The following is a 6,701-nucleotide window of genomic DNA, read 5'->3' on the forward strand; positions in this document are numbered from 1 at the left end:
TAAATTTATTTTTATTTTATTTATTTAATTTTATATTCTTTATAAAATACATATTTTCTAATTATAGGATCATATTTTCTTAATTTTAATTTTTTAGTTTTTTTATTTTTAGTTGTTGTATAAAAATGTTTAGTTCCTGAAGATGATATTAATTTAATATTTATTTTATTTTTTTTTGCCATATTTAACCTTTATTTTATTTTTTCTATTTATATATATTTTTTTTTTTAATATTTCAAAACCTTTTTTATCAATTATACGTATTCCTTTTGATGAAATTTTAAATTTTACAAATTTTTTTAATTTTGATATCCATAATTTACGGATATGTATATTTGGAAAAAAATGTCTTTTAGTAGCATTCATAGAATGTGATCTATTATTTCCAAAAATAGTTTTTTTTCCTGTAATAAAACAAATTTTTGACATATAATCCTTTTATATATAAACTAATTTATATATATAAAAATTTAAAAAAAATAATAAAAATTTATATAAAGTTTTTTAATAAATTAATAAAATAAATTTTAATATTTAAATTTAATTAAAAATATTAAAATTAATTATAAACCTAAAACTAATTTTTAATAAAAATTAATTTTATTATTTATAACAATAAAATGTAATTTTAAATTATTAATTATTTAATAAAAAATGATTAAAATAGGTATAATAATTTCTATAAATATGGAAGTTTATTATTTATTAAAATATTTAACTAACATTAAATTTTATAATTTTATAAATTTTAAAATTTATAAAGGTTTTTGGAATAATATAAAAATAATAATTTTTCAAACTAATATTGGTAAAGTAAATTCTACTATAGGAACTACTTTATTAATTGAAAAATTTAAAGTTAATATGATTATTAATGTAGGAACGTCTGGTAGTATATCTAAAAAAATAAAAATAAATAATATTATTTTATCTAAAAAAACAGCTTATTACGATACAAATATTAATTTTATTAATAATTTTAAAAAACATGAATTAAATAATTCAAATTATTTTAATTTAAATATTAAATTAATATCATGTTTTGAAATGTGTATTAATAAAATTAAAAATAAATATAAAAAAGGATTAATAGTAAGTGGAGATTATTTTATTGATAATAAAATAGCTATTAATAATATTAAAAAAAAATTTCCTAAAGCAATAGCTATAGATATGGAATCAGCATCTATTTCACATGTATGTTATTTATTTAACAAACCATGTGTTATTTTAAGAATAGTATCTGATTTATCTTGTGATAATTCAATTAAAATTTTTAAAAAAAATGTTAATAATATATCATTAAAAATATCTAATATTATAAATATTTTTTTAAAAAAATATATATATAAAAATTTTAATCTTTTATAAATATATAAATTTTAAATATCAAATGATAAACCACAACTACAATTATTTTTTGCATTTGGATTATTAACAATAAATTTAGAACCTTCTAAATTTTCTATATAATCAATAGTGCTTCCTATTATATATTGGATACTAATTTTATCAATTATAATAATTATATTTTTATTTTTTATAAAAATATCATAATTACTTAAATTTTTATCAAAAAAAAAACCATATTTAAAACCACTACAACCACCACCTTGTATATAAATACGAAAATTTAAATTTTTATTTTTATTTTGTAAAGATAATTTTTTAATTTTTTTATAAGCTGATTTTGTAAATTTTATATTAAATGATTTTTTATTTTTCATATAAAATTCCTAATATTAATTTATTTATTTTAATAACAATTTTTATTAATAAATATAAATATTATTAATAAAAAAAAAAAATTATGAAAAAAAAACAAAGTATTGGTGTTATAGGGATGGCTATTATGGGTAAAAATTTATCTCTAAATATTTCAAGTAATAAATATAAAGTATCTGTATTCAACCGTTCTAAAGAAAAAACTAAAATTATTGTTAGAGAAAAAAATAAAAATATTATACCTTATTATAGTATAAAAAGTTTTATAAATTCTTTAAAAAAACCAAAAATAATTATATTAATGATTAAGTCGGGAAAATCTACAATTAATACTATTAATAAATTAATAAAATATTTAGACCCTCATGATGTTATAATAGATGGTGGAAATTCTTTTTTTAAAGATACTATGATGATAAGTAAAGTTTTATTTAAAAAACATATTAAATTTATTGGTACTGGAATATCTGGTGGAGAAGAAGGTGCTTTAAATGGACCATCAATTATGCCTGGTGGATCTTTTATAGCATATGAAATTTCTAAAAATATTTTAAAAAGAATATCATCTTTAACTAAAATTAATAAACCTTGTATATCTTTTATAGGTCCAAATGGTGCTGGACATTATGTTAAAATGATACATAATAGTATAGAATATGGTAATATGCAATTAATAGCTGAATCATATTTTTTATTAAAAAGTTTTTTTAAAAATGATAATAATAAAATATCAAAAATATTTGGTAAATGGAATAAAGGAGAATTAAATAGTTATTTAATAGAAATTACAAAAGAAATAATAAAAAAAAAAAATAGAAATAATAAATGTTATTTAATAGATTTAGTATCTGATGTTGCTGAAAGTAAAGGAACAGGTAAATGGGCTACACAAAACGCGTTAGAATTAGAAGAAATTTCTTATGTAACTACAATTTCATTATTTGAAAGATATATTTCATCTTTAAAAAAAATAAGAGAAGAATCTTCTAAAGAATTTTCAAAAATTCCAATTTTAATTTATAATAATAAAACAATATCATTAGAATGTATAAGAAAATCTTTATACTTAGGAATATTAACATCATATATACAAGGTTTTAATCAATTAAAATCAGCTTCTTTAAAATATAATTGGAATCTAAAATTAAATAATATTGCTAAAGTATGGGAATCTGGCTGTATTATAAAATCAAAATGTTTAGAAAAAATTAGAAACGAATATGAAAAAAATAATGATTCTAATTTAATTTATATAGATTATTTTAAAGATAAAATAAATTTATATAGATTATTTTTAAAAAAAACTATTTTATATTCTATTAATAATAATATTATTACTCCTTCTTTAAATTCTATATTTATGTATTATAATAGTTATTGTTCAAATAATTTGCCTACTTCTTTAGTTCAGGCCCAAAGGGATTGTTTTGGGGCCCATAAATATAATAGAAAAGATAGAAAAGGATATTTTCATACTAATTGGGTAACAAAATATAATAAAAATATTAATAATAAATATTAATATTTATTATTAATATTTTAATATATTATTTTAATTATATTTTTATAAAATATAATTAAAATAATATATATATATAAATATATAAATATATATATATATAATAGTGTTATTTTAAATATATTATTTAATTAATTAAAATATTTACATATATTTTTAATCCAAATTTTTATTCTTTTTTTAGTTAATTTTTTTTGATTATCTTCATCAATAGGTAAACCTATAAAATTATTATTTAATAAACTTTTGGATGATTTAAAATTATATCCTATATTAGGAAAATTACCAATTATTTTACCTCCGTTTAATATTACTATTTTATATAAATAAATCATAGCATCGCAAAAATATTCAGAATATTCTTCTTGATCACCACAACCAAATATTGCTACTAATTTATTTTTAAAATTAATTTTTTTAAATGTTGGTAAAAAATCATCCCAATCACATTGAGGTTCTCCATAATACCAAGTAGAAATTCCTAATATAATATTATTAAATTTTTCAATATCTTCTTTAGTAGAATTTGCGATATCATAAATTTCAACTAAATTTTTTCCTATTTTTTTTTTTAATATTTTTGCTACATTTTCAGTATTTCCTGTATCACTTCCAAAAAAAATTCCTATTTTTTTATTTTTCATTTTATATATATTAATTGTTTATTTTTTTTTATTATTATAAATTAAATAATAAAAAATTTATATTATTTATATTTTTTATATGAATTATAGTTTTAAAAATTTAATAATAATAATTATATTTATTTTTATAATTTTATAAGGTTATTTAATGAAATTTCATGAATATCAAGCAAAAGAAATATTTAAAAAATATAAATTACCAATACCAAAAGGATATTTATTTAATAATTATTTTAAAATAAAAAAATTTATATCAAAAATAAATTTTGATAAACCTGTAATTGCTAAATGTCAGGCTCATACAGGTGGTAGAGGAAAAGTAGGTGGAATTAAAATTATAAAAAATTATAAAGATATTAAATTATTTTTTAAATATTGGTTTAACAAAAAAATTAAAACTTCTCAAAATAATAATGAATCTCAAATTATTAAAAATATTTTAATTGAAGAATATATAAATATTTCAAAAGAATTATATTTAAGTATATTAATAGATAATTTTACAAATTGTATATTTTTTATGTTTTCTAATCAAGGTGGTATAGAAATAGAAAAAATTATAAAAAAATATCCATACTTATTAAAAAAAATTAAAATAGATCCTTTAATAGGTCCACAATTTTATCAAATTAAAAAAATATTATTTGAATTAAAATTTAATAAAAAACAAATTGAACAATTTAATAATATTTTTTTTAATTTATATAAAATTTTAATAAAGTTTGATTTAACTTTAATTGAAATAAATCCTTTAGTTATAGATAAAAATGATAATTTAATATGTTTAGATATTAAATTAATTTTAGATAAAAATTCTATTTTTCGTCAAAGTTTATTAAAAAATATTTATGATTATAGTCAAAATAATGATATTATATTAGAAAAGACTTTTTCTTCTTTAAATTATATACTTTTAAAAGGAAATATTGGATGTATGATAAATGGGGCTGGATTAGCAATGAGTACAATGGATTTATTAAAATTATATGGTGGTAAACCAGCCAATTTTTTAGATATTGGTGGAAGAACAAATACTAATAATATTGTTAAATCTTTTAATATAATATTATCAAATAAAAATGTTAATGTTATTTTTATAAATATTTTTGGAGGAATTATACGTTGTGATTTTATTGCAAATAGTATTATATACGTATTAAAAAAGATAAAAATTAATATACCAATTGTAATTCGTTTATCGGGAAATAATTCAAAAATAGGAATAAATAAATTATTAAAAAATAAATCAAAAATTATAACAATTACAAATTTAAAAAAAGCTATTAAATTTACAGTATTTTTATCAAAAAATAAAAGGTTAATATAATGTCTATTTTAATAGATCATAATACTAAAATTATATGTCAAGGGATTACTGGTTATCAAGGTACATTTCATTCTAAAAAAGCATTAAAATATGGAACTAAATTAGTTGGTGGTGTTACTCCAGGAAAAGGTAATACATATCATTTAGGAATACCAGTTTTTAATACTGTAAAACAAGCAATTAAATATACAAATGCAAAAGTTTCTGTAATATATGTTCCTTCCAAATTTTGTAAAGATAGTATTTTAGAAGCTATTGATGCTGGTATTAAATTAATAGTAGTTATAACTGAAGGAATTCCAATAATTGATATGCTTATTATTAAAAATAAACTTAAATATCATTCAACTTGTTTAATTGGACCTAATTGTCCAGGAATTATATCTCCAGGAAAATCTATGATAGGAATTATGCCAAATTATATTCATAAACAAGGTAATATAGGAATTATTTCCAGATCAGGAACTTTAACTTATGAAGTAGTTCAACAAATAACTAATTGGGGGTTTGGACAATCAACTTGTATAGGTATAGGGGGAGATACAATAATAGGTTTTGATTTTATAGATATTATTAAATTATTTCAAAAAGATAAAGAAACAAAAGTTATAGTTATGATTGGGGAAATAGGAGGTTATCAAGAAGAACAAGCTGCTAATTTTATTAAAAAATATATAAATAAACCAATTATAGGATATATTTCTGGATTAACTTCTCCAAAAGAAAAAACAATGGGTCACGCTGGAGCTATTATTACTCAAGGAAAAGGAATAGCTAAAAATAAAATTAAAAAATTAAAATTATCTGGTGTTCATATAGTTAACAATTTATTAGATATAGGTAAAAAATTAAAAAACATTTTAAATAAAATTTAATTAGTTAATAAATAATTTATTTTATAATTATTTATTTTTTTAAAAAAAAAAAAATATGATATATACTTATCATTCAAATGAAATAAATATTTTAAAAAGAATAACATATTTAATTTTAAAAAATAATAATTTTAAAAAAGGTACAATTTTATTATCATTTCCTCATAAAAATTTTTTAAAAATTATAAAAATATTTCTATTAAAAAAATATATTATTCATAATAATATAAAATTCATGTTACATAATGAAATTATAAATTTTATATTAAATATTTTTTTTCCTAAAAAAATAAATAATATATTTTCTAAAAATTTTTTTTATTGGAAAATAGTAAATTTTTTATCAATTTATAATAATTATAAAAAAATTAATAATTTTAAAAATTTTTTTTTAAAAAAAATTTTAAAAAAATCTATTTTAAAATTTTCGGATATTGTTTCTGATATTTTTTTTAAATATTTATTATATAAACCAAATATAATTAATAACTGGATTAAAAATAAATATGTAAAAAATATTCCAATAAAAGAACAAAATTGGCAAATTTATTTATTAAAAAAAATATAAATTTATAAAAAAAAAATAATTAATTTTAATTATTTTGAAGTTT

Annotated in this window: 9 protein-coding genes; 5 read left to right on the forward strand and 4 right to left on the reverse strand. The window is 15.9% G+C overall.

What is annotated here, in order from left to right; genetic code table 11:
* Positions 1–20: 20 nt before the first annotated feature.
* Positions 21–182, reverse strand: a complete 162-nt coding sequence (gene rpmG / locus C3B56_RS00005) for a 50S ribosomal protein L33 (RefSeq protein ID WP_126071401.1) — start codon at positions 180–182, stop codon at positions 21–23.
* Positions 166–429 carry a 50S ribosomal protein L28 gene (gene rpmB, locus C3B56_RS00010; RefSeq protein WP_126071402.1) on the reverse strand — a complete coding sequence of 88 codons (264 nt, stop codon included), beginning with the start codon at positions 427–429 and terminating at the stop codon, positions 166–168. The genes rpmG and rpmB overlap by 17 nt, the downstream gene beginning before the upstream one ends.
* A 225-nt stretch (positions 430–654) precedes the next feature.
* Here rpmB and C3B56_RS00015 point away from each other — a divergent pair, with 225 nt between their 5' ends.
* Positions 655–1,371: a 5'-methylthioadenosine/adenosylhomocysteine nucleosidase gene (locus C3B56_RS00015; protein ID WP_126071403.1), complete on the forward strand. Its 717-nt coding sequence runs from the start codon at positions 655–657 to the stop codon at positions 1,369–1,371.
* A gap of 11 nt (positions 1,372–1,382) precedes the next feature.
* Here the strand turns inward: C3B56_RS00015 and erpA are convergent, their stop codons facing one another.
* Positions 1,383–1,727 carry an iron-sulfur cluster insertion protein ErpA gene (gene erpA / locus C3B56_RS00020; RefSeq protein ID WP_126071404.1) on the reverse strand — a complete coding sequence of 115 codons (345 nt, stop codon included), beginning with the start codon at positions 1,725–1,727 and terminating at the stop codon, positions 1,383–1,385.
* Positions 1,728–1,810: 83 nt separating this feature from the next.
* On the opposite strand from erpA, the gene gndA reads away from it, so the two are divergent.
* Positions 1,811–3,247 carry an NADP-dependent phosphogluconate dehydrogenase gene (gene gndA, locus C3B56_RS00025; RefSeq protein ID WP_126071405.1) on the forward strand — a complete coding sequence of 479 codons (1,437 nt, stop codon included), beginning with the start codon at positions 1,811–1,813 and terminating at the stop codon, positions 3,245–3,247.
* Between the two features lie 128 nt (positions 3,248–3,375).
* Here the strand turns inward: gndA and fldA are convergent, their stop codons facing one another.
* Positions 3,376–3,888, reverse strand: coding sequence for a flavodoxin FldA (gene fldA / locus C3B56_RS00030; RefSeq protein WP_126071406.1), 513 nt, complete (start codon positions 3,886–3,888; stop codon positions 3,376–3,378).
* 148 nt (positions 3,889–4,036) lie between these two features.
* Between fldA and sucC the strand changes: the two genes are divergently transcribed.
* Genes sucC through C3B56_RS00045 form a run of 3 tightly spaced genes read left to right on the forward strand, consistent with a single transcriptional unit; the run spans position 4,037 to position 6,658 of the window.
* Complete coding sequence (gene sucC / locus C3B56_RS00035) at positions 4,037–5,215, forward strand: ADP-forming succinate--CoA ligase subunit beta (protein ID WP_126071407.1); 1,179 nt, start codon at positions 4,037–4,039, stop codon at positions 5,213–5,215.
* Positions 5,215–6,090, forward strand: a complete 876-nt coding sequence (sucD, locus tag C3B56_RS00040) for a succinate--CoA ligase subunit alpha (protein ID WP_126071408.1) — start codon at positions 5,215–5,217, stop codon at positions 6,088–6,090. Before sucC ends, sucD begins: the two co-directional genes overlap by 1 nt.
* Before the next feature lie 55 nt (positions 6,091–6,145).
* Entirely contained in the window at positions 6,146–6,658 is a 513-nt protein-coding gene (locus tag C3B56_RS00045; RefSeq protein WP_126071409.1) for an exodeoxyribonuclease V subunit gamma, read from the forward strand.
* Positions 6,659–6,701: the final 43 nt, after the last annotated feature.

This window comes from Candidatus Annandia adelgestsuga (genome assembly GCF_003956045.1).
Lineage (GTDB): Bacteria > Pseudomonadota > Gammaproteobacteria > Enterobacterales > Enterobacteriaceae_A > Annandia > Annandia adelgestsuga.

Bases quoted from the DNA above. Each gene is read 5' to 3' on its own strand.
- erpA (WP_126071404.1), bottom strand. From the start codon at position 1,727: ATGAAAAATAAAAAATCATTTAATATAAAATTTACAAAATCAGCTTAT.
- rpmG (WP_126071401.1), bottom strand. From the start codon at position 182: ATGGCAAAAAAAAATAAAATAAATATTAAATTAATATCATCTTCAGGA.
- rpmB (WP_126071402.1), bottom strand. From the start codon at position 429: ATGTCAAAAATTTGTTTTATTACAGGAAAAAAAACTATTTTTGGAAAT.
- fldA (WP_126071406.1), bottom strand. From the start codon at position 3,888: ATGAAAAATAAAAAAATAGGAATTTTTTTTGGAAGTGATACAGGAAAT.
- sucD (WP_126071408.1), top strand. From the start codon at position 5,215: ATGTCTATTTTAATAGATCATAATACTAAAATTATATGTCAAGGGATT.
- C3B56_RS00015 (WP_126071403.1), top strand. From the start codon at position 655: ATGATTAAAATAGGTATAATAATTTCTATAAATATGGAAGTTTATTAT.
- C3B56_RS00045 (WP_126071409.1), top strand. From the start codon at position 6,146: ATGATATATACTTATCATTCAAATGAAATAAATATTTTAAAAAGAATA.
- gndA (WP_126071405.1), top strand. From the start codon at position 1,811: ATGAAAAAAAAACAAAGTATTGGTGTTATAGGGATGGCTATTATGGGT.
- sucC (WP_126071407.1), top strand. From the start codon at position 4,037: ATGAAATTTCATGAATATCAAGCAAAAGAAATATTTAAAAAATATAAA.